This is a genomic window from Empedobacter sp. UBA3475 (assembly GCF_002378465.1).
Classification (GTDB): Bacteria; Bacteroidota; Bacteroidia; order Flavobacteriales; family Weeksellaceae; genus Empedobacter; species Empedobacter falsenii_B.
The window spans coordinates 1-23,150 of sequence record NZ_DFRA01000019.1; the positions used below are offsets into that span (position 1 = coordinate 1).

22 protein-coding genes and 3 pseudogenes are annotated in these 23,150 nt (G+C 32.0%); 18 read left to right on the forward strand and 7 right to left on the reverse strand.

Annotated elements, in window-relative coordinates:
- Positions 1–618 precede the first annotated feature (618 nt).
- The 5 genes and pseudogenes from B3I31_RS14550 to B3I31_RS04665 all read left to right on the forward strand — a co-directional run bounded on the left by B3I31_RS14550 (position 619) and on the right by B3I31_RS04665 (position 5,315).
- Positions 619–2,001, forward strand: a pseudogene (locus tag B3I31_RS14550) (NAD(P)-binding domain-containing protein).
- 127 nt (positions 2,002–2,128) lie between these two features.
- On the forward strand, positions 2,129–2,737 hold the full coding sequence (locus B3I31_RS04650; protein WP_038332492.1) for a trimeric intracellular cation channel family protein: 609 nt from the start codon (positions 2,129–2,131) through the stop codon (positions 2,735–2,737).
- 38 nt (positions 2,738–2,775) lie between these two features.
- Complete coding sequence (locus B3I31_RS04655; protein ID WP_038332494.1) at positions 2,776–3,381, forward strand: trimeric intracellular cation channel family protein; 606 nt, start codon at positions 2,776–2,778, stop codon at positions 3,379–3,381.
- Between the two features lie 2 nt (positions 3,382–3,383).
- On the forward strand, positions 3,384–4,325 hold the full coding sequence (gene hutG / locus B3I31_RS04660) for a formimidoylglutamase (RefSeq protein WP_291058730.1): 942 nt from the start codon (positions 3,384–3,386) through the stop codon (positions 4,323–4,325).
- A gap of 123 nt (positions 4,326–4,448) precedes the next feature.
- Positions 4,449–5,315, forward strand: a complete 867-nt coding sequence (locus B3I31_RS04665) for a sigma-70 family RNA polymerase sigma factor (RefSeq protein WP_019975176.1) — start codon at positions 4,449–4,451, stop codon at positions 5,313–5,315.
- A gap of 38 nt (positions 5,316–5,353) precedes the next feature.
- Here B3I31_RS04665 and mgtE read toward each other — a convergent pair whose 3' ends face one another.
- On the reverse strand, positions 5,354–6,673 hold the full coding sequence (gene mgtE, locus B3I31_RS04670) for a magnesium transporter (protein ID WP_291058732.1): 1,320 nt from the start codon (positions 6,671–6,673) through the stop codon (positions 5,354–5,356).
- A gap of 98 nt (positions 6,674–6,771) precedes the next feature.
- Here mgtE and B3I31_RS04675 point away from each other — a divergent pair, with 98 nt between their 5' ends.
- The 6 genes from B3I31_RS04675 to B3I31_RS04700 all read left to right on the forward strand — a co-directional run bounded on the left by B3I31_RS04675 (position 6,772) and on the right by B3I31_RS04700 (position 10,574).
- Positions 6,772–7,161, forward strand: a complete 390-nt coding sequence (locus tag B3I31_RS04675; protein WP_038332499.1) for a hypothetical protein — start codon at positions 6,772–6,774, stop codon at positions 7,159–7,161.
- Positions 7,162–7,221: 60 nt separating this feature from the next.
- Complete coding sequence (locus tag B3I31_RS04680) at positions 7,222–7,797, forward strand: DUF3575 domain-containing protein (RefSeq protein ID WP_286495875.1); 576 nt, start codon at positions 7,222–7,224, stop codon at positions 7,795–7,797.
- An 84-nt stretch (positions 7,798–7,881) separates the two neighbouring features.
- Positions 7,882–8,529 (forward strand): ribulose-phosphate 3-epimerase, encoded by a 648-nt coding sequence (gene rpe / locus B3I31_RS04685; RefSeq protein WP_280036965.1) that lies wholly within the window; start codon positions 7,882–7,884, stop codon positions 8,527–8,529.
- Positions 8,530–8,717: 188 nt separating this feature from the next.
- Positions 8,718–9,218: a regulatory protein RecX gene (locus B3I31_RS04690; protein ID WP_291058735.1), complete on the forward strand. Its 501-nt coding sequence runs from the start codon at positions 8,718–8,720 to the stop codon at positions 9,216–9,218.
- 94 nt (positions 9,219–9,312) lie between these two features.
- Positions 9,313–9,960, forward strand: coding sequence for a hypothetical protein (locus tag B3I31_RS04695; RefSeq protein ID WP_291058738.1), 648 nt, complete (start codon positions 9,313–9,315; stop codon positions 9,958–9,960).
- A 23-nt stretch (positions 9,961–9,983) separates the two neighbouring features.
- Positions 9,984–10,574 carry a hypothetical protein gene (locus B3I31_RS04700; RefSeq protein ID WP_291058740.1) on the forward strand — a complete coding sequence of 197 codons (591 nt, stop codon included), beginning with the start codon at positions 9,984–9,986 and terminating at the stop codon, positions 10,572–10,574.
- Between the two features lie 40 nt (positions 10,575–10,614).
- Here the strand turns inward: B3I31_RS04700 and B3I31_RS04705 are convergent, their stop codons facing one another.
- The 3 genes from B3I31_RS04705 to B3I31_RS04715 all read right to left on the reverse strand — a co-directional run bounded on the left by B3I31_RS04705 (position 10,615) and on the right by B3I31_RS04715 (position 13,762).
- Positions 10,615–11,247 (reverse strand): CatA-like O-acetyltransferase, encoded by a 633-nt coding sequence (locus B3I31_RS04705; protein WP_286495878.1) that lies wholly within the window; start codon positions 11,245–11,247, stop codon positions 10,615–10,617.
- Between the two features lie 29 nt (positions 11,248–11,276).
- Positions 11,277–12,161, reverse strand: a complete 885-nt coding sequence (locus B3I31_RS04710) for a DMT family transporter (protein WP_286495880.1) — start codon at positions 12,159–12,161, stop codon at positions 11,277–11,279.
- Between the two features lie 62 nt (positions 12,162–12,223).
- Positions 12,224–13,762: a serine hydrolase gene (locus B3I31_RS04715; RefSeq protein ID WP_291058742.1), complete on the reverse strand. Its 1,539-nt coding sequence runs from the start codon at positions 13,760–13,762 to the stop codon at positions 12,224–12,226.
- A 133-nt stretch (positions 13,763–13,895) separates the two neighbouring features.
- Between B3I31_RS04715 and B3I31_RS04720 the strand changes: the two genes are divergently transcribed.
- On the forward strand, positions 13,896–14,888 hold the full coding sequence (locus B3I31_RS04720; protein ID WP_291058744.1) for a 2-hydroxyacid dehydrogenase: 993 nt from the start codon (positions 13,896–13,898) through the stop codon (positions 14,886–14,888).
- On the opposite strand, the gene B3I31_RS04725 is transcribed toward B3I31_RS04720, so the two are convergent.
- The 3 genes from B3I31_RS04725 to B3I31_RS04735 form a co-directional block, all read right to left on the reverse strand.
- A complete protein-coding gene (locus tag B3I31_RS04725) occupies positions 14,883–15,227 on the reverse strand; it encodes a DUF4260 domain-containing protein (protein ID WP_291072168.1) in 345 nt (114 codons plus the stop codon). The genes B3I31_RS04720 and B3I31_RS04725 overlap by 6 nt on opposite strands.
- A 94-nt stretch (positions 15,228–15,321) precedes the next feature.
- Positions 15,322–17,118: a translation elongation factor 4 gene (lepA, locus tag B3I31_RS04730; protein ID WP_038332533.1), complete on the reverse strand. Its 1,797-nt coding sequence runs from the start codon at positions 17,116–17,118 to the stop codon at positions 15,322–15,324.
- A gap of 126 nt (positions 17,119–17,244) precedes the next feature.
- Positions 17,245–17,535: a helix-turn-helix transcriptional regulator gene (locus tag B3I31_RS04735; RefSeq protein WP_219035376.1), complete on the reverse strand. Its 291-nt coding sequence runs from the start codon at positions 17,533–17,535 to the stop codon at positions 17,245–17,247.
- Positions 17,536–17,798: 263 nt separating this feature from the next.
- Here B3I31_RS04735 and B3I31_RS04740 point away from each other — a divergent pair.
- From B3I31_RS04740 to prfH, 6 genes and pseudogenes are all read left to right on the forward strand, one after another.
- A pseudogene (locus tag B3I31_RS04740) lies at positions 17,799–18,281 on the forward strand (glycosyl hydrolase 2 galactose-binding domain-containing protein); the annotation flags it as partial.
- A 5-nt stretch (positions 18,282–18,286) separates the two neighbouring features.
- Positions 18,287–18,343 (forward strand): annotated as a pseudogene (locus B3I31_RS14605) (hypothetical protein); the annotation flags it as partial.
- Between the two features lie 12 nt (positions 18,344–18,355).
- A complete protein-coding gene (locus B3I31_RS04745; RefSeq protein ID WP_286495885.1) occupies positions 18,356–19,975 on the forward strand; it encodes a beta-mannosidase in 1,620 nt (539 codons plus the stop codon).
- A gap of 374 nt (positions 19,976–20,349) precedes the next feature.
- Positions 20,350–21,111 (forward strand): hypothetical protein, encoded by a 762-nt coding sequence (locus B3I31_RS04750; protein ID WP_219035379.1) that lies wholly within the window; start codon positions 20,350–20,352, stop codon positions 21,109–21,111.
- Positions 21,112–21,113: 2 nt separating this feature from the next.
- Positions 21,114–22,505, forward strand: a complete 1,392-nt coding sequence (locus B3I31_RS04755) for an RtcB family protein (protein WP_219035380.1) — start codon at positions 21,114–21,116, stop codon at positions 22,503–22,505.
- Positions 22,505–23,131: a peptide chain release factor H gene (gene prfH / locus B3I31_RS04760; protein ID WP_257468282.1), complete on the forward strand. Its 627-nt coding sequence runs from the start codon at positions 22,505–22,507 to the stop codon at positions 23,129–23,131. The genes B3I31_RS04755 and prfH overlap by 1 nt, the downstream gene beginning before the upstream one ends.
- The last annotated feature ends 19 nt before the right edge of the window (positions 23,132–23,150 follow it).

Genomic DNA, 23,150 nt, shown 5'->3' on the forward strand with positions numbered 1-23,150 from the left:
TAGGTCGTCGCCAGTTTTTATTAAAAGCCTCAAGTGAACAACTTGAGGCTTTTTTGTGTTTATGGATTTCGCTTTAGGTGAAGGCTGTAAGCTTTACGCTAACTAAAAACTATGTTTTATAAAACAAGAAGCTTCCTTTCATCCAACAAGAAGCTTCTAATTAGTCAACGAGAAGCTTCTTCTTTATAAAAAGGAAGCTTCTTTTTTACAACTAACTCAGAACTTAAAACCAGCGTTAGGGATAGTAGTGGAAATCTTTTGTAGAAATTGGATTTTCCTGTAATCACTTCCAATTTTATTCTACAAAAGATTGCAACGGATAGCCCGACCGAAGGGAACGCCATAATAATTAAGCTTATTATTATGTTTCATTAATATTTGTCCATCTGCTATAATTTTAGTACATTGAAGAATAATTTAATTTTGAATAAAATTTTATTTATTCAGCAAGAGGTTTTCTATCTCTTTATATGTTGTAATCATTAGATTACACATTCTATTCTGTTTTACACAATTTTTATAGATGTTTTTTTCTATATCAGGTCGTTTCAGGCATAAAAATCAATTACTATTGAGAGATAGTTGAGTAGTTCATATAAGTTTAATTAAAAACAATTCATGAGTTTAAAAGTAGGCATTATCGGGGCTGGACCAAGTGGTTTGGCAATGTTAAGAGCATTTGAGTCAGAAGAGAAAAAAGGTAACAAAATTCCAGAAATTAAATGTTTTGAGAAGCAAGACAACTGGGGAGGAATGTGGAACTACACTTGGCGTACAGGAGTAGGTAAATACGGAGAGCCATTGCATGGCAGTATGTATAAATATTTATGGTCGAATGGACCAAAAGAATGTTTAGAATTTGCAGATTATACATTTTCTGAACACTTTGGTCAAACAATATCTTCTTATCCACCTAGAGAAGTATTATTCGATTATATAGAAGGAAGAATTAAACAAAGTAATGCGCGAAAGTACATTCAGTTTAATACCGTTGCAAGGTGGGTAGATTATGTAGAGGATAAAAAACAATTTCGCGTTGTTTTTGATGATTTAAAGAAAAATCAAACTTTCGAAGAATATTTCGATTATTTAATTGTCGGAACTGGACATTTTTCTACACCAAATATGCCTTATTTTAAAGGGATCGAGAATTATACAGGAAATGTAATGCATGCGCATGATTTTCGTGGAGCTGATCCATTTAGAGGTAAAGAAATTTTATTGATCGGTAGTAGTTATTCGGCAGAAGATATTGCGGTACAATGTTATAAACACGGAACTAAATCGGTCACAATTTCTTATCGTACAAGTCCAATTGATTGTAAATAGCCAAATGGAATAGAAGAATTGCCTTTGGTGACACATTTTGAAGATAAGAAAGCATTTTTCAAAGACGGAACATCAAAAGAGTTTGATGCAGTAATTATGTGTACAGGTTATCAACACAAATTTCCGTTTTTACCAGATAATTTGCGTTTAAAAACCAAAAATTGTTTGTATCCAGAAGGAATGTATAAAGGTGTAATATCAGATGTAAATGCTCAATTGTTATTTTTGGGAATGCAGGATCAATATTACACATTTAATATGTTTGATGCGCAAGCATGGTTTGCACGTGATTATATTTTGGGACGAATTAATTTACCTTCAAAAGAAGAAATTCAAAAAGATATTCAGAAATGGATTGATTATGAAAAACAATCGATTTCTGCTGATGATCATGTTGATTTTCAAACTGATTATTTGAAGGATTTAATTCATTTAACTGATTATCCTATGTTCGATTTGGATAAAGTTGCTAATATGTTCAAATCTTGGTTAAAAGATAAAGAAGAAAATATTTTAACTTATCGAGATAAAACCTATACCTCTGTTATGGACGAAACGAAAGCAGAAAAACATCACACACCTTGGATGAAAGAGTTGGACGATAGTTTAGAACGCTATTTGGATGAAGATCCGATTGATGAGAAGCAATTAGAAAAAACAAATTATTATTAATATTAACAAAAAGACTAACAAATGTGTTGGTCTTTTTTTATTTTCGATTGTATATTTAAACATCGTTAAAAAAGAAAAGTATTTATTTTTGACAGAGCATAACACAATATGATTTAATACAATAGAAATGGAGATTCAATATTTTTTCGAATTATTTGGTACACTTTTTTTTGGAATTTCGGGCGCTTTAGCAGCAGATGAAAAATCTGGTAACGATTGGTTTGGTGTAACCTTTATTGCTTTCCTAACTTCAATTGGAGGTGGTACAATTCGTGATATTTTACTTTCCGTTGAAATTATGTGGATAAAGGATGTGAATCTTATTTATGCGGTAGGGATTGGTGTTATTTTAGCGGCAATTTTCTATACGCCTCTGCTGAAACTTCGTAAAACATTTATGCTTTTTGATACATTAGGGATTGCTTTGTTTACGATTGTTGGTTTAGAAAAAGCCCTGAATCTTGGGATTCATCCCGTAATTGCACCTGTAATGGGAATGTTTACCGCGGTTTTTGGATCCATTATTCGAGATATGATGTTGAACGAAGTTCCGATTATTTTCAAGAAAGAAATTTATGCATTTGCATGTCTTTGTGGTGCAGTTATTTATATGATTTTATGGAAATTGGGACTTGACCGTAACATCAATTTCTTTGTTTCGGGAGCTGTAATTGTTGTAATTCGTTTGGCTGCAATAAAATACAACTTATCATTACCAAAGTTTAAAAGTCATTAATTTATAGATTCGTATCTTAGCGAACTAATTTTTTATAGATGGAAATTCAATACATTTTTGAATTATTCGGGACGGTTGTGTTTGCAATTTCTGGTGCTTTAGCTGGAGATGAAAGACAAAAACACGATTGGTTTGGAATTGCTTGCTTTGCCTTTATAACGGCTGTTGGTGGCGGAACTTTGCGCGATTTATTTTTGAATAGTTATCCTTTGGTTTGGATAAATGATATGAATGTTATTTATGCAGTTTTTGCTGGAATTTTATTGGCAGGATTATTTTTTAAATATTTTTCACGATTAAGAGTAACATTAATGCTTTTCGACACATTAGGAATTGCTTTATTTACAATAGTAGGTTTAGAGAAAGCACATTCTTTGGGCGCAAACAATTTTATTTCTGTGATGATGGGAATGATGACCGCTGTAATGGGTGGTATGTTGCGCGATGTTTTGATGAATAGAACGCCTACAGTTTTTGTGAAAGAAATTTATGCAATGGCATGTATTGCAGGAGGTGTGATGTATTTAATTTTTGATAATTTTGGATTAGATCGTAATATAAATTTCATCGTTTCGGGCGCTATTATCGCTGCGATTCGCATTGTGACTGTTAAATATAATTTGTCGTTACCTAAATTTTATTAATCATGCAAAAAACATCATTTAATCAAGAAATTTGGACAGGAAGAATTGATTCTGAAGACGGAGAGTTAGGCTTAAGAGTTCATCAAGTAATCAACGATTATGATCAATTTGAATCAGCATCCATTCAACCAAAAGTAATTCTTGGTTTTTGTTCAGAAGAAGGAGTTGAACGAAATAAAGGACGAATTGGCGCAAAGAATTCACCAGATTTCATTCGAAAAGCATTAGCCAATTTGCCTTTGCATTTTTCTGAAACAGATTTTATTTTTGATACTGGAAATATTGTTTGCGACGACAAAGATTTAGAAACTGCGAGAGAAGAACAGGTTAATCAAGTTCATAAAATCATCAAACAAAATCATTTTCCGATAGTGATTGGCGGTGGACACGAAACAGCTTTGGGCGATTTTTTAGCTTTAGCACAATCATACAAAAATATTGGAATTATCAATCTTGATGCGCATTTTGATTTGAGAACGCCAAATCCGCAATCTACTTCTGGCACACCATTTTATGAAATGGCAAAGTATTGCGAACAAAACGAAATGAATTTTAATTATATTCCAATTGGTATTCAAGAATTGGGAAATACAAAAGCATTATTTCATCGAGCAGAAAACTTAGGTGTTAAGTTTATCATGGCCGATGAAGTACACTTACATCTGAATAAAATTTTAGAAGACCTTAAAATTATCATTCAACAATATGATGCACTTTATGTATCATTGGATATGGATGTTTTTGATGCAGCGTATGCACCAGGTGTAAGTGCAACGACAATTAATGGTTTAACGCCTTTTCAAGTAAAATATATTTTGAAAGTTTTAATGAATTCGAATAAAGTTAAAATCTTTGATTTGGTCGAGTATAATTCGCTTTTTGATGTTGATAACTCAACAGCGAAACTCTCTGCACAAATGATTTACGAAGTTTTAAGACATTAATTATGAAATAATTTACAATATTTTGTAACCTTTTTCAGTTATCTGCGTATACATATATAGTGGTGTTAATAAACCACCCAAGAAATCGATAATAATCATTAATAATAGGAGGGTTTTAGTTAAATGAGACAGCTTAAAATTACAAAGCAGGTAACAAATCGTGAAACTGCGTCGTTGGATAAATACTTACAAGAGATTGGTAAAGTAGATTTGATTACAGCGGAGGAGGAAGTAGAGTTAGCACAACGTATCAAAGCAGGAGATCGTGTTGCCTTAGAAAAATTAACAAAAGCAAACTTACGTTTCGTGGTTTCTGTTGCGAAACAATACCAAAATCAAGGTTTAAGTTTACCAGATTTAATTAATGAAGGAAATTTAGGTTTGATTAAAGCAGCGCAACGTTTTGACGAAACACGTGGTTTCAAATTTATCTCGTATGCCGTTTGGTGGATTCGTCAATCTATCTTACAAGCATTAGCAGAGCAATCTCGTATTGTACGTTTACCATTAAATAAAATTGGATCGATCAATAAAATTAATAAAGCCTATGCTTTATTAGAGCAAGAACATGAACGTGCTCCATCTGCAGAAGAAATTTCTGAAGTTTTGGATATGTCTGAAGGTGATGTAAAAGAGTCGATGAAAAACTCTGGTCGTCACGTCTCAATGGATGCACCATTAGTAGAAGGAGAAGATTCTAACTTATACGATGTATTAAACATTGGTGAATCTCCATCTCCAGATGTACAATTGATGATTGAGTCATTACGTGTAGAGATTGAACGTGCATTACAAACATTAACGCCTCGTGAAGCTGATTTAATTCGTTTATACTTCGGATTAAACGGTCAACATCCAATGACGTTAGAAGAAATTGGAGAAACGTTTGATTTAACAAGAGAACGTGTTCGTCAAATTAAAGAAAAAGCAATTCGCCGTTTAAAACATACTTCGAGATCTAAGATTTTGAAAACATATATCGGACGATAATAAAAATAAAAAAATCCAGCCAATTGGTTGGATTTTTTTTATAATAATTTTCCGCTTAGTAAGAATGCAGCAATTGTAAAGTAGATAATCAATCCTGAAACGTCAACCAAAGTTGCGACAAAAGGCGAGGATGCTGTTGCGGGATCAAATCCAATTTTTCTCAAAATAAATGGAACTAAAGATCCAGAAAGTGTTCCCCATAAAACAATAATGATTAAAGATAAAGCGACTGTTAAAGCTACATACAACCAATATTCTCCATAACTATAAATTCCAGTTTTTTGCCAAATTAAGATTCTGATAAAACCAACAAATCCAAGAATTGCACCTAAGATTAATCCTGAAGCAAACTCTTTCTTCATTACATACCACCAATCTTTTAGTTTCAATTCGCCCAAAGCCATCGCACGAATAATCAGCGAAGCCGCTTGAGAACCAGAATTTCCGCCACTCGAAATAATCAATGGAACAAATAAAGCGAGTACAACCGCTTTTTCGATTTCTTGGTCATAATAACTCATAGCAGAAGCAGTAAACATTTCGCCAATAAATAAGATAACCAGCCAACCTGCGCGCTTTTTAATTAATTCCGCAATAGGTGTTTTAGTATACGAAACATCCAATTCTTCCATCCCTCCGAATTTCTGAATATCTTCTGTATCACGCATTTTCATTCGATCCAAGATGTCGTCGAAGGTTACAATTCCGACCAAAACATCATTCTCTGTCACAATTGGGATCGCAGAACGATCGTATTTATCAAAAACTTCTAACGCATCTTCTAAAGGAGTCGTCGTCTTGATTGAAACAAAATTATGATCGATCAAATCTTCTACTTTCGTATCTTCATCAGCCAAAAGAATTTCGCCAATTTTTAAATCATCAATCAATCTATTTTTTCCATCAACAATAAAAATATACGTCAACGTTTCCGCTTTTTTTCCATATTTTTTGATGTGCGCCAAAACTTGTTTTACAGTATAATGTTCTTTTACCTGAATATAATTTGGCGTCATCAAACGCGCAATCGAATCTTCTTTGTATCCAATCAAATTTAGTGCTGTAGCGCGTTCTTCAGGATTTAAAAGATTAATGGAATGTTTGATTAATTGATCTGGGAAATTTTCAAATAGTTCTGTTCGGTCATCAGGATCAAGATTGTTCAAAACTTCAGCTAAATCTTCGTCCGTCAAACTTTTTACAATTTCGTACTGAATATCGGGTTCAAAATAGGAGAATACTTCAACTTTATCATCATTCGAAAGCGAATAAAAAGCGATATTTCTTTCCTTTACGTTCAGTGCAGTCAATTGTTCGGCAATATCTGCTGGATGTTGATTAAGCATATTATTTTCCATAAATTTGTTGTTTTTATCCCAAGCTGCAAATTAAGTCTTTTTGAGATGAGAAGAAGTATAGATTGGCTACTTTTAAGCTAATTTTAATATAGAAAATCATGATGAACAAAGCTGATCAAAACCAAATGAAAGAGTATATAAAATCTATGGATGTAGATGACAGATTCGTTGGAATTTGGTCTGGAACTGATCATGGGAAATTTTTTAAAGGAGAAACAAATAGTTGGATGGTCAATAGAAAAGCTGACGGCACAATGACGGTTAACTTTAAAACGATTTATAGTGATGATCGTGTAACTTTTTCTGAAGACGAAGGTGTTTGGTGCACGATTGGTGATGAATATTACGAGTTTAGAGATTCTGATGAGATGGCAGATATTTATACTTATATTTTTATGTCAAAAGATTCGATTCATTTTATCATCAACGAAGAATTGAAAGACGAAGAACCTTATAACTTTATTGATAATCGAGTTTTCTTGGATTAAAAATAATTTTACTGAATCATTTTTTCAGTTATATTCGTATTGAATTAATTAACACTGAAAATGAAAAGACTAATATTTACTTTCTTATTATCATCTTCTCTTTTTGCTCAAGAAAAAGCAACAGATTTGATTTCAGCACATATTAATGTTTTGGGAGTTGGAGCAAATTATGAGAAAGCCATAACAGATAAAATTACAATTCTTGTTAATTTAAATTATTCTACAATTAATTTTACAGGTTCAGATGATGGTTTGGATATGGATTTCACAGTAAAGTTAGGATTAGAAGGTCGTTATTACTATAATTTTGATCGAAGAAGTTCAAAAGGAAAATCTACTTTAAATAATTCTGCAAATTTTATAGGATTGAAATTTGACTATTATACAGATTGGTTATCAACATACCAAGGGATGGGAAAAGATGATGATTTTGCAAAACTTGTGGTGAATTATGGAATTAAAAGAAATTTTGCTAAAAAATTTTTTTATGAATTCAATTTTGGAGCAGGAATTTTTATAGATACTTATTATCCTTTTAAATATTCTATTAATGGTTCTGATTGGATATATTCAGATAAAGAAACATACATCGACTTCTTACCTGAATTAGGTTTCAAATTTGGTTATAATTTCTAAAAAATATAAATCGTTGAGTTTTCAACGATTTTTTTATTTCATTACCTTTGCACCACAAAATACAAACAAACAACAAATAAGATTATGCCAATAGTAGCACCATCAATTTTAGCAGCCGATTTTGGGAATTTAGCAAAAGACATCGAAATGGTTAATAATTCTCAAGCCGAATGGTTTCATTTAGATGTAATGGACGGCGTTTTTGTTCCGAATATCTCTTACGGAATGCCAATTATCGAGAAAATAAATTCGTTAACAGACAAAGTTTTGGATGTGCATTTAATGATTGTTGATCCAGATCGTTATATTTCAACTTTCAAACAAGTTGGCGCAGATATTTTGACTGTTCATTACGAAGCGTGTACACATTTACATCGTACAATTCAGGCTATAAAAGCAGAAGGAATGAAAGCAGGAGTGGCGCTTAATCCGCATACACCAGTATCTGTTTTAGAAGATGTGATTAATGATTTAGATTTGGTGTTAATTATGAGTGTTAATCCAGGTTTTGGAGGTCAAAAATTCATTGAAAATACTTACAACAAAGTTTCTAAATTGAAAAAAATGATTACAGAAGCTAATGCAAATGTGATCATCGAAATTGATGGAGGAGTTGGAGTACAAAATGCATCAAAATTGGTAGAAGCTGGTGCAGATGCTTTAGTTGCTGGTTCGGCAGTTTTCAATGCTGAGGATCCAACAGCATATATCGCGGAATTACAAAAAGCTTAATAAAAATAGTATTGAGATGTGAGAAATTAGAATTGAGAAGTTCATATTTTTCCTTCAACTATTTAAACAAATAATAAAAAACTGAATCAGAAATGATTCAGTTTTTTTGTTGATTAATCCTGAACTTTTTTCAGGATCCTCATCAAGTTAATCAAACAATTTTCTTATTAAAATCTTAACTTTGTTGCATGAATTTCTCTAATGACAACCCAAAAAAGATTTATACGATTGATGAAATCAAAGATAAAATGGCAAAATATTGTCTTTATCAAGATCGTTGTCATTGGGAAGTAGAGAAAAAACTTCGTGATTTTGATTTGATTCCAGAAGCGAAAGATGAGATTATTTTTAAGCTAATTCATTACGGATTCCTGAATGAAGAACGATTTGTTCATAATTTTGTTCGAGGAAAAGTCAATCAAAAAATGTGGGGAAGAAATCGTCTTCGTCAAGAATTAAAAATGCGTCAAATTGACCAAAAATTAATCGAAAAAGCATTTAAAGAAGAAATTGATTTGGATAAATATTGGAATAATTTATTGCATTTAACGCATAAAAAGTTCAATTTATTAACTTCTGAGCGAGAATCTTTCAAGAAAATAAACAAAGTAAAAGCATATTTAGCGTACAAAGGCTACGAGTTTGATTTGATGAATGATGCTATCGAAACAGTGAAAACAAAAGAGTAATACAATTCATCCGTAAAATTCGACAATTCGGTCAATAAATTTTAAAATTAAAAACGACTTCATTTAATTTTATTCCATAATAAATAAACACATTATGGAAAATTTAGTCAAAATCATTATTTACATTCATGCATTTTTTGGAGGAATTGGTTTAGTTGCTGGTACAGCTGTTATGATTATAAAAAAAGGAAATTCGACACACAAAAAAGTGGGAAAAATATTTTCGATTGGTATGTTAGTCAGTTCTGTTCTTTCGTTGATTATTTGTGCTTTTCCAAATCACCACAATTCTTTTCTTTTAATGATTGGTATTTTCACGATTTATATGATTTTGATCGGAAATAGAATTCTAAATTATAAGCGCAAAAACTATTCTAATAATTTGGATAAAATCATTTCTGGAGCAATGTTTATCACATCTATTGTGATGATTGTTTTTGGATTACTTCCACTTTTCACAAGCAATGCAATTGGATTATTGTATTTAATTTTTGGGTTTTTAGGAGGGTTTATGTCTTATCGAGATTTTGTTTTTTACAAGAATACAGAGAATTATAAAAAATGGACAATGAATCATGTTGGAAAAATGGTTGGTGCTTATATCGCTTCAGTAACAGCGTTTTTGGTTGCAGGCGCTGGATTTGGAGATAATATTTATTTTTGGATTGTGCCTTCAATTATCGGAACGATTTATATTTTTTCTTGGTCAAAAAAACTAAATAAAAAAGTTGCAGTGAATTGATTATCTTTAATCAAAACACTTATATGAAGAATTTATATTTTTTACTCTTATTCATTCTTTTTGTTCAATGCGAGCAACCGAGCAGTCAATCTGCTAAAGGTTGGGAAAAGAAGAATGAAATAAAAGCAGATTCAGTTTTTAAAGATGAGAATGTAAATGAAGTTATTGAACAAGCTATTGATATTACAAAAAGTAATCATATACCAATTAGAACAATCTCTCTCTTTTTCGCAAAAGAAAAATTTTATTTATATATTTCTTCGACTGGACAAGACTGTTCAATAGGGAATTATTATACATTACCAATTACTATTCAAAATACAGATTATACTATTCTTTTAGATAAAAATGAAGTATTAGATGAATATATCGATATCTCAAATTTAAATTATATCCCTTTAGATAAAGAAAAAATAACATTCTACTGTGAAATAAAAGGTTACGCTTTTCGATTTCATAAAGACGAAGAAGGAAAGTATCAATTAAGAGAGTTGGAGCATTTTTATAATTATACGGATGATTTTGTTTTAGAAGAAGATAAAAAATATTTTCCTATTCAATATGAGGAAATTCCAGAACCAGAACCATTTATTCATCCTAATGATGTAAAATAAAAAAACGAATTTCGAAACTCGAAATTCGTTCTTACTATTTCTAATATTTACCTAATTCGTTTTCAAATTCTTGCAGATAATTCGCCAAATGAAAACCATCTACAAAACCATGATTCGCCTCAACCGAAACAGGCATATACATTTTATCGTTTTGCGTATACGCTTTTCCAAAAATAATTCGCGGAATAGATTCTCCCGTTCCAAAGTTACTTGGTTGTGTTAGACCTGTAAATCTCGACCATGGAAATGTAGAATGACGAACCAAGCCAATGGTAATTTCTTCATTTTTGATATGCAAACCAACCGAGTTTTCTACACTTTGTATTTGCTCTTGAAGTTGCGCGTTAAATGCATCAAAATCTTCGGTAAAATTCATCAATGCAAAACCAAAAGTTCCGTCTTTTCTTCCAATTGTTGTTCCGCAATCTAAATGATCGTACACAAAAATTTCATCATCTTCGATGCGATATTTAAACTCATTAATCTTATTTTCTGCCAACATCGAGCAATGTAAATAGACTGCGAAAAAAGACAATTTATTTGCTTTGGCAAATTTGTACGTTTTAGAACATTCAACCTCCGCAACAACTCCGACATACGGATTATCCATTTTCGAGAACATATTAAAATGCTCTATACGATTCCAACCTTCAGGATTAAATTTCTGTTTCATTGCTGCAAAGTTAAAAATAGGATTTACAATTACTTCAATCTTTTTTGTTGATATGCATCACCAATTACATTCAGAGTTACGCCTAGAATAATCATAAAAATTCCTAAAGCTAAACTCAGCGAAAAATCTTCACCAAACATCATAACACTTACAGCAACGGCAACCACAGGTTCTGATGCGCCAAGAATAGAAGTGGCTGTAGAACCAATATTTTTAATCGCATAAATCAATGCGATGCTCGAAACAACTGTCGTAACAAACGCAAATGTAAAAAAGTTGAAGGTTAATTCTAATGATGGTAAAATGAAGGATTCTTTGTGAATAATCATTTTTGTTGCGTAATAAATCGTTGTAAATAGAAACGAATAAAAGCTTAATGTAAAGCCTTTTATATCTCGTACTTTCGATTTGTTGACTGTCACAATATATAATCCGTAACCCAAAGCACTAATAAAAACAATTCCTAATCCGATTGGATTTAGCTCGAATTTTCCTTCTTTAAAACTTAATAAAATTACACCAGCCAGTACAAAAACAATGGCTACAATAGTTGAAATTGTAATTCTTTCTTTGAAGAAAACAGCCATTATGATGGCAACAATCAACGGATAAACGAATAATAATGTGGAGGCAATTCCAGGAGTTAAATAATCATAACCTAAAAATAAAGCATCCGCTGAGATTCCGTACAATAATCCTAAAATGATTAAAAATGGAATCTGTTTCACATCTATTTTGAATGATTGTTTTTTGATGAATAAATATGTTCCGACAATCAATGCAGAAAAAAAGAATCGATAGAATAATGTAGTATCCATCGAAAAATTTGCCTGTTTTATAGGTAGGATAAATAATGGAATTAATCCATAAGATATGGAAGAAATTAGTCCATATGCGTAACCTTTGAATTTCATTTTTAATAGAAAAAACGAAGTTCTAATTTCGAACTTCGCATTTGATTAGTATTTATTAAAATTTATTTTCTCGTAAAATCTAAATCTTGGAAGTCGTAACTAAAATCTGTTAACGGAGAAATGGCCTTCATTTTGAAACCTGTCATTTTTCCATCTTTTATTTCTGCATAAACAAAAGCGTCTGCATGGAAATAACGATTGTACCATTTTACTGCAAACGTATTGTCTTTGTAAAAAAGCATTTCACCAGTTAATTGAGGTGAACGTTTCGATTCGAAAATGATTTTTCCTTTCTTTTCATAAATTACAACATCACCAAACCAATTGTCCTTATACGTTCCGATTACACTTTTTGAATCAAATTTGATGGCTTTATTTTTTTGATTTGCTTCAACTGTTTTCCAAACTTCATCGGTAATAACATCGGCTTCTTCCACATTTTTCTTCATTATATCATCATACGTTTTTACCCAATCTGTAGATGGATTTTTTAAGTAAAAATCTTTGATTGTATTCGAGATTGCTCGGAAAGCTGCACCCGATTGTTGGTTTGTCAAAATCACAATTCCTAATTTTTCTTGAGGATAAAACATCGTTTGTGTTACAATTCCTTCCAATCCACCAGTATGCGAAACTTCCAATTTTCCGTTCATATCCTGCAATTGCCATCCCAAACCATACGCTTTGAATAATGAATTATAAGGTGGAGTAGTACGATTTGGTTGTAAAGTTTGTGGTGTAATCATTTCGTTCATTTGTTTTTCCGAAATAATTTGTTTTCCATTCACTTTTCCTTTATCTAAATTGAATTGCAACCATTTTGCAAGATCATCTACATTCGAATAAATTCCTGCAGCTGCATCAAAAATGGTATTCGAGTAACGTTCGATGACTTCCAATTTTCCATCAATAGGAACGTGAGGAACAATTGCATTTTTCTTGTCTTTAACCAAATGCCAGTTTGCACCCGTATTGGTCATTCCAATAGGCTCAATTAATCGTTTCGTTACAAAATCAGTCCAAGATTGTCCAGAAGCACGCTCTACAACCACACCAGCAATGATGTACAATAAATTGTCGTAATCGTATTTTGAACGGAAATCTGAAACAGGTTTTAAATATTGAATATTGTTGATGATATCTTTTGGTGTGAAATTGTGACCATCTGGCCAAACCATTAAATCTCCAGCGCCTAAACCTAATCCACTGCGGTGCGTTAATAAATCACGAATTGTAAATTCTTTCGTCACATATTCGTTGTACATTTTAAATTCAGGAATATGTTGAATGACTTTATCGTCCCATTTTATTTTTCCTTCATCGACTAAAATGGCTAGAGCAGCGGCAGTAAATGCTTTTGAATTGGAAGCGATTCCGAAATTTGTTGACGTCTCAACTTTTTCTCCAGTTAGAATAGATTTTACACCGTAACCTTTCGAATGTACAATTGCACCATCTTTAATGACTGCAACAGCCATTCCAGGAACATTAAAAGCTTTCATTGCTTTTTCTGTCACTTGATCGATGGTTTGGTTATTTATATTTTGTCCAAAAGCACTTATGGATGCTAATGTAAGTGTTGTAAGAAGTATATTTTTCATGTTTAATTTCTATTGAAACGAATTTAAAAACATTTCTCGAGAAAAATTTATAATGAAGATAAAATAGCAGCTATTTCTGAGTTTTTTATGAATAAAAAAATATAATAATGTATTTTAGTTAAAAATATGCAATATGAAAATAGCTTTCTTTTCGTCTAAACCTTATGACAAAACTTTTTTTGAAGCTGAAAATAAAAATTATGATTTTGAACTTAATTTTTATGAAACACATTTAGGTCCACATATCGTCAATGCGATAGAAGATGAGGTCGCTGTTTGTGTGTTTGTGAATGATAAAGTGAATCGACAAGTCATTGAAATTTTAGCAAAAAAAGACGTTAAAATTATTGCGTTGAGATGTGCTGGTTTTAACAATGTCGATTTGGAAGCTGCGAAAGAATTTGGAATTAAAGTTTGTCGCGTTCCTGCATATTCTCCTGAGGCTGTGGCAGAACATACAATTGCGATGTTGTTAACATTGAACAGAAAAACGCATAAAGCTTATAATCGCGTTCGTGAACAAAATTTTGCTTTGAATGGTTTACTTGGTTTCAATCTTTTTCAGAAGACAATTGGAATTGTTGGAACAGGAAAAATAGGAAAGGCTTTTATCAATATTTCGAAAGGTTTTGGTTGCAAAATAATTGCGTATGATTTGTATCCAGATCAAGAATTGGCGAATGGTGGAGTGGAATATGTGGAGCTGAATACGTTGTTTAAAAATTCGGATATTATTTCGTTGCATTGTCCGTTGACGCCAGAAAATCATTACATGATTAATCAAGAAACGATTGCGATGATGAAAGATGGTGTTACGATTATTAATACAAGTAGAGGTGGTTTAATCAACACACATGAAGCGATTGAAGCTTTGAAAAATCATAAAATTGGTTATTTGGGAATTGATGTTTATGAGCAAGAAGAAAAATTATTTTTCAAAGATTTATCAGCAGAAATTATTCAAGATGATATGATTCAGCGATTGATGAGTTTTCCAAATGTTTTGGTCACTGCACATCAAGCTTTTTTTACACAAGAAGCATTGGAACAAATTTCAGAAATTACGATGCGAAGTATTTCAGAGATTAAGGAAAAAGGTTCGACTGATGAGGTTGTGATGTTATAAATCTCCTAAATGGGTGGATTTGAAACCATCGTGTTTTTTGAGACCAAATCCTAGAAAACGATCGAACGCAATATGAGCGGAAAATATAAATCCAATTATCAAACACCATTCAATATGTAAAAAATAACCAATAAGAATCAATGAAATTGTCGTAAAATAATTATGAATAAAATTATAGGATATTGCACCAATCTTATTTCCAAAAAGATAACCTAACATAAAAATATCGGGAGCAAGAAAAAGAATTGCAAACCACATCCATGATAATTTTAACAAACTATATAAAACGATTATAAAAATTAATAGAGCAAATTGTTCTAATTTTAGTATGTTTTTCATGCGGTTGGTATTTAGTTTATTAGTACAAATATTTTACCAATTGTTACAAAAAAAAGCCGTTCATTAGAACGGCTTTTGGTATATAAAAAGAATTTTAATCATTCAATTTCAAAACAGCTAAGAATGCAGATTGGGGAACTTCTACACGTCCAATTTGACGCATTTTCTTCTTACCAGCTTTTTGTTTTTCTAATAACTTACGTTTACGAGAAATATCACCACCATAACATTTTGCAGTAACGTCTTTACGTAATGCTTTGATTGTTTCACGCGCAATAATTTTTGCACCAATCGCGGCTTGAATTGGAATATCAAACTGTTGACGAGGAATTAATTCGCGTAATTTTTCACACATTTTCTTTCCAATATTGTAGGCATTATCAACGTGAATTAAGGCAGATAAAGCATCTACAACTTCACCGTTAATCATGATGTCAACTTTTACCAATTTTGAAGCTTTCATTCCAGAAGGTGCATAATCAAACGATGCATATCCTTTTGAAATAGATTTTAATCGATCATAAAAATCGAAAACAACTTCAGCCAAAGGCATATTGAAAATCATTTCTACTCTATGTTGAGTTAAATAGTTTTGAGATTGTAATTCACCACGTTTCTCAATACATAAACTCATTACAGGACCTACGAATTCAGATTTTGTAATGATTGCTGCTCGAATATATGGTTCTTCAACACGATTTAATCCTGATGGATCTGGTAATTCAGATGGATTATGAACCGGAATCATTTTTTCTGGATCTTTTTCCAAGTACGCTTCATACGAAACGTTAGGAACAGTTGTAATTACCGTCATGTTGAACTCACGTTCTAAACGCTCCTGAATAATTTCTAAGTGTAACATTCCTAAGAATCCACAACGGAAACCGAAACCTAAAGCAGCAGAAGATTCAGCTTCAAAAGTTAATGAAGCATCATTCAAACGTAACTTTTCGATAGAAGCACGCAAATCTTCGTAATCTTCTGTGTCAACCGGATAAATACCAGCGAAAACCATTGGTTTTACTTCCTCGAAACCATCAATAGCTTCGCTTGCAGGATTCTCAACTAATGTAATTGTATCTCCAACTTTTACCTCAGAAGCTTCTTTAATTCCAGAAATAATATAACCTACATCTCCAGTTTTAATGACTTTCTTCTCAACTTGATTCAGTTTTAATGTTCCAATTTCATCGGCACCATATTTTTTGTTGGTAGCCATGAATTTTACTTGATCTCCTTTTTTGATTTCTCCATTTACCACTTTGTAAAAAGCTTCAATTCCTCGGAAAGGATTATAAACAGAGTCAAAAATCAAGGCTTGTAACGGTGCATCTGGATCACCAACTGGTGCAGGAACTTTCTCGATAATTGTGTGTAACAATTCTAACACACCTTCACCTGTTTTTCCACTTACACGCAAAACATCTTCGGGATCACAACCAATCAAATCAACAATATCGTCTGTTACTTCTTCTGGATTTGCAGAAGGTAAATCGATTTTGTTCAAAACTGGAATGATTTCCAAATCATTTTCTAAAGCCAAATAAAGGTTAGAAATGGTTTGTGCTTGTATACTTTGTGCAGCATCTACAATTAACAAAGCTCCTTCACAAGCGGCAATCGAACGAGAAACCTCGTAAGAAAAATCCACGTGACCAGGAGTGTCAATTAAATTTAAAATATATTTTTCACCATCTTTTTCATATTCCATTTGGATGGCGTGCGATTTAATTGTGATTCCGCGTTCGCGTTCCAAATCCATATCGTCTAAAGTTTGATTTTGTAACTCACGATCAGAAATCGTGTTTGTTACTTGCAATAAACGATCGGCCAAGGTACTTTTACCATGGTCAATATGGGCGATAATACAGAAATTACGGATATTTTTCATATTCTATTTGTCGAATAGGCAAAAATAATCTTTTCCGTGCAGACTGCAAGTATTTTGAAAAATATTATGAATTATATTTTAATAAATTAACGAGAGTTGAAGTGTGTTTTTTACTAAAAAATAAATCTAGGCAATTATCCGATGAAAAAAAGTATATAATTTATCTTCTTTTACTAGACCAAATTTTTGTTTCAAACGATACTTTGTTATTCGTACACTTTTTGGTTCAATATTAAGAAGAGTTGCAATTTGTTTGGTGTCTAAACCAAGATAGATATACGAACAATATTTCAAATTAAGAGGTGTTAGTTTTTGCTTAGAATGCTCGTTTAGCGTTTTGAAAAAGTTTGAATGTAATTCTTGAATTCTAAATTTAGCACTTTCAAAATCATAATCCATTAAATTTTCTTCTCGCATAACTTGTTTTAAATTGATAGAAGAATCATTTCCATTTTTTTGTAGTTTCCGCTTGATCTTGATTGTACAAATCGATTGAATAATCAGTTGCTTTTTTCTGAAATTCAAATATAGCCGAGTCAACCTAAGTTTAGCATATTCGTTATTCCCATAATTAACGAAGCCTATATTATGTATTCAACAAAAGAAATTGTTTTTAATAATCTCTTTTGTGTTTATATGAATTTTAAACCTAATTTTATCCTTATGAAAATCAGCACAAAATGAGGAGATTACTATTTTTTGTTATTACTTTTTTTACATTTATTCAACTTTCTGCTCAAACGACTCGAAATTTGAATTTAGAGAATTGGACTTTTCAACAAAAAGGAGATTCAAAATGGCTGAAAGCTGAGATTCCTGGTTCTGTTCATACCGATTTGATGTTAAATAATATTATTCCAAATCCTTACAAAGACGTTAATGATGCAAAAGTGCAATGGGTAGAAAACGAAGATTGGAACTACAAAACTTCTTTTGATTTGACTGAAGCCGAACGAAAAGCGCAAAACATTCAGTTAAAATTTAATGGATTGGATACATATGCAAAAGTTTTTCTGAACGGAAAATTAATTCTGGATGCGAATAATATGTTTCGAATTTGGGAAGTTTCGGTCAAAGATTTACTGAAAGATAAAAATAATTTGCTCGAAATACAATTCAAATCGTCGCCTAATGAAGGAAAACGATTAGCAAATCTTCTTCCATATAAATACCAGAAGGTGAGCGTGTTTTTACTCGAAAAGCGCAATATCAGTATGGTTGGGATTGGGGACCAAGATTGGTAACGGTTGCGATTTATAAACCAATTGAACTTATTTCTTGGAATAATTTAAAACTGAATGACTTGTCTTATGAAATTGTCAAATTGGATAAAAATCAAGCGAAAGTAAAGTTTAAATTTATTATCCAATCGGAACAAAATACAGCTGTAGAAATTAATTTTAATCAGAAAATAATCACTCAAAAATTAACCAAAGGAATTAATCATTTTTCGATTGATGAAACGATTCACAATCCAAAATTATGGTGGCCAAATGGAATGGGCGAACAGTATTTATACGATTATCAATTCAAAATTAAACAAGGGAATGAACAGATATTTAAGTATTTAAAATTTGGTTTACGTACGATAGAATTGGTACAAGAAAAAGACGAAGTTGGCTCTAGGTTTTATTTTAAAGTGAATAGGGTTCCAACTTATATGAAAGGTGCAAATTATATTCCGCAAGATAATTTTGTTTCACGAGTTTCAAAAAATGATTATGAAAAGTTGATAAATAGTTCGGTTGAAGCCAATATGAATATGATTCGTATTTGGGGTGGTGGAATTTATGAGGACGATTATTTTTATGAATTATGCGACGAAAAAGGTTTGTTGGTTTGGCAAGATTTTATGTACGCTTGTGCTTTTTATCCTGGCGATCAAGATTTTCTTCACAATGTAAAACAAGAAACAATTGATCAAGTGAATCGCCTAAAAAATCATACTTCTATTGCGCTTTGGTGTGGAAATAATGAAATTGATGAAGCGTGGAAAAATTGGGGATATCAGAAACAAATGGGCTGGTCGAAACAAGATTCGTTGAGTATTTGGAAAGATTATCAAACGACTTTTCATCATATTATTCCGAATGTTTTAGATTCGATTTTACCAAAATCAGAGAATCGCTATTGGCCGTCTTCACCTTCGATTGGTTGGGGAAGAAAAGAAAGTTTGACGCAAGGAGATTCGCATTATTGGGGCGTTTGGTGGGGAATGGAACCGTTTGAAACGTATGAAAAAAAAGTTCCACGTTTTGCTTCTGAATATGGTTTTCAAGGAATGCCAACGTTGAAAACGGTGAAATCAATGTTTTCTGAAAAAGATACATTGAGTAAAAATTCTGCAATAATTTTAGCGCATCAAAAACATCCAAAAGGTTGGGAAACAATCAACGAATATATGCAGCGAGATTATGTTGTTCCGACCGATTTTGTGCAGTACAACTACGTTTCTCAATTGTTACAAGCACGCGGAATTCAGTTGGCAATTGAAGCACATCGACGTGCAAAACCTTATAATATGGGAAGTTTGTATTGGCAATTGAATGACGTTTGGCCAGTAACTTCGTGGTCGTCTTTGGATAAATTAGGAAATTGGAAAGCGTTACATTATCAAGTGAAAAGAAGTTTCGAAAATGTGCTAATTTCAGTAGAAAAAGAAGAAAATGTGTACAAAATTTATATCGTAAATGACTTATTGAAAGATTTGAAAGGAAAAGTAAAATTTTCTGTGGTAGATTTTAATGGAAATAAACATTGGACTAATGATAAAGATGTAATTATTTTATCAAATTCTTCAACCAAGATAATGGAATTAACTGATGAAATTTTGAAAGGAACTTCTTCAACTAAATGAATGTTAAAAATCAATAATATTTTTCTCCCTATTTTTAGTGAAATTTCACAAAGGATTTGGAAATGTGAATTTTATTGACTTAAATTTGCACTGATAAAAATCATAACGTATAACAATTTAATAACGAAGAAATAAAATGTTCAAAGAAACGACATATCAGTTTTTAGCTATTGCAACAGATTTTGCAATGAGCATTCTTCGTGCTTATAAATCGTAAATAATTTACTTATTATATCAAAAGCCCGGAGGATTCTTCGGGCTTTTTCTTTTATTATTCCATTCTAGATTCAGAATAACTTCTAAAAACTTCCGAAGAAGAAATAGTTAGCGCTAATTATTTCAAAATAATTATTTGCAATCAAATAATCCATTTTATGGAAGATTCAATTTTCTTTTCTACTCAATTACGAACAAAAAGAGCGAGGAAAAGAAGTGTAAAAACAACGAAAGAAAAAAATGTAAGAGAGAAATATAAACGTCAAAAAGAAATTTTTAAAGAACAAAAAGAAATTCCGCTTGTTCTTTTAAAAGAGCCGTGTCAAAAAGGTTTTGAGCGATATATTGTATTGAGAGAAGATATTAAAAAAGAAAATGAGATTGAGTTTTTTACTCAAATTCTAAAGAAAATAAATACTTCTCAATATGCAGAAACGCGAAAGTTTGTAAAAAAACGAAAACGAAACGGAAAGCGAATTTATGTTCAGAGAATTCAAGAGTTGAAACAATTGCAACCTTACGAATATTCAGGTCCGTATTCAATTTTGAATGATGAAGAACGTCTATATTTTGTGTGTATTCAGGTGTATGATCCCAAGACAAAACGTTTCAAAGGAATTTATGAATTTCTACAACCGTGGCGTTTTCGATTGATTATAAAACCAAATATGATTACGTATTACAAACCGCTTGATATTGATTTGAAGCGCGAAGAAGCGCAAATCGATCATTTTTTTGACAAGTATAAAAATCAAGGAATCCTTTTAAAGAAAATAGTTGGAGGAGGGTATTCGTATGAACGAAAACCAAAATTTAAAAATCCTTTTACAAAAAGGAAATTTTTTAATAATAAAAATTTAGCGATTGAAATCGCTGAAATGCTGATGGAAAAAGAACATCAGTTATCTAAAAGATATTAATCATGGGAAATAAAATCTCTGGAAAGGACTTTATAAAAATAGGCTTTCCAAAATATAATTCGATCAATATTGCAATTGGGCAAATTCATCGATACAGAAAAAAAGAAAAGAAACAAACGATTATTAACGAAGCAAAAGAAGTTTTACTTGAGCCAGAAAAATACATCGGTCACGGAATTTGGGGAAAAGTTGCGGAAGGATTAATAAAACCAGTTGAGGTTAGATTACAAGAATTAAAAACAACGCGTTCACCTTTTTCGATTTTTGGAGAAAATGAAATTGACGAGCAAGCAAAATTTCAATTATATGATGCATTGAAATTGCCAATTTCGGTAAAAGGAGCTTTGATGCCAGATGCGCATTCGGGGTATGGATTGCCAATCGGAGGTGTCTTAGCGACGGATAATGCGGTGATTCCTTATGGAGTTGGTGTGGATATTGGTTGTAGAATGAGTCTTTCGGTTTACGATTTGCCAGCTAGTTTTTTGAAAGGAAAATCGCATCAATTGATTCAGATTTTGCAAGATCATACCAAATTCGGAATGTATGAAACGCATAAACTAAAAGCGGATCATGAAATTTTTGAACGTTCTATTTTTGATGAAATTCCAATCTTGAAAAGTTTAAAAACAAAAGCTTATCAACAATTAGGAACTTCTGGTGGAGGGAATCATTTTGTTGAATTTGGGATTGTGAAATTAGATGAGGTAAAACCTGAATGGAACTTGATTCCAGGAGAATATTTGGCTGTTTTATCGCATAGTGGTTCGCGTGGTTTGGGTGCAAATATTGCAAAACATTATACGTATTTGGCGACGAAACAATGTCCACTTCCGAAGCAAGTTCAGCATTTGGCTTGGTTAGATTTGGACACGTACGATGGCCAAGAATATTGGGCAGCGATGAATTTGGCTGGCGAATATGCCAAGGCTTGTCACGATGATATTCACCGAAGAATTGCGAAAGCTTTGGGAAAACGTATCGTTTTTAACATCGAAAATCATCACAATTTTGCGTGGAAAGAAATGGTTGAAGGAACGGAACGAATTGTTCATCGTAAAGGAGCGACGCCAGCTGGAAAAGGAATTTTAGGAATTATTCCAGGTTCGATGACCGCGAACGGTTACATTGTTGAAGGTTTGGGAAATGAATTGAGTATTAATTCGGCTTCGCATGGTGCGGGACGAAAAATGTCGCGTGCGAAATGTAAATCAACAATTACTAAAAGTTTTATGAATTCACAATTGAAAGATGCAGGAATTGAGCTGATTGGCGGAAGTGTAGATGAAGCACCTTTGGCATATAAAAACATAAAAACGGTGATGAATTTACAGACTGAATTAGTGAAAGTGTTGGGAACTTTTACACCGAAAATTGTACGAATGGATAAATAATGATGAGGAAAAAAATTATTCAACTTACATCGGGTAGAGGACCAGCGGAATGCAATTTTGTGGTGACTAATGTTTTTAAAAAGTTTTCGGAAGCGTGCACAAAATCTGAAATTAAGTTTGACATAATTGAAAGAGAAATGGATAAAGATTTTCATCAACTTTCATCTGTGATTATAGAACTTGAAGGAAATGATTTAAACACGTTTTTAAAAACTTGGCTTGGAGCAATTTTATGGATTGGTAAAAGTCCATACCGAAAATTTCATCAACGAAAAAATTGGTTTATTGGTTGTTTTGAATTAGAAATTCCGAAAGAAAATTCAATCAATCCGAATGAAATTATATACCAAACAATGCGAAGCTCTGGAAATGGTGGACAAAATGTAAACAAAGTAAATTCGGCTGTTCGTGCGATACATCAACCAAGTGGAATTTCGGCTGTTTCGATGGATTTACGTTCACAACATCAGAACAAAAAAACTGCAACAACTCGTTTGTTATTGAAATTACAAGGATTTGAAACCAATAAATTGAAGGACTTGGTTCAAAAAAAATGGAATAATCAAACGTCTATTGCAAGAGGGAATCCTGTGAAAATATTCAGAGGAGATAAATTTAGTGAATAAAAAAAAGCCGCTCAATGAG